Genomic DNA, 578 nt, shown 5'->3' on the forward strand with positions numbered 1-578 from the left:
ATACAAAACTCCGTATGAAGTGTTTTTCAGTGAAATGAGTAAAAGATTAGCTAGCTAATTTAGGTGGAAATTGCACTTGTTGTTGGAATTGGCGTAATATTATCCTAGTTACTGTCTTCATCTCAAAGAAAAATAGTCGTATTAAGGTCTGTGAAGATAAGATTGAAGTTTTATTTACTAACGATAGACTTCATTCAGATGAACTTAATACCTTAAACAAGATTGAGGGTCAACTAGAACTCTTAATTAAGCACTTTATGAACAAATAATTTAATTTATCGTTACAATATTACACATAAAAATAAACTTCCTCTATAAAATCATGAAAAAACCTTGACTAAGATAAAGAATTCTAATGAGGCTTATATTTTATAAAAGCATGCACAAAAAAGCACATGCTTTAAGTTTGCAGAAGAGATTAACCAGTTATGTTTAGGTTCTTTCCAACGCCTGTCTTTTGAGCTGCGACTTCCCGTGATTGCTCATTTGCGTTATCAATAACTTTCAAAATTTGCTGGTCTTGAACTTCTGTTGCTTTTTTCATAACTTCTATTTGTGCGGAAACTGAACCACTTCCC

It is taken from the genome of Sulfurimonas sp., from assembly GCF_016744025.1.
Taxonomy (GTDB): domain Bacteria; phylum Campylobacterota; class Campylobacteria; order Campylobacterales; family Sulfurimonadaceae; genus Sulfurimonas.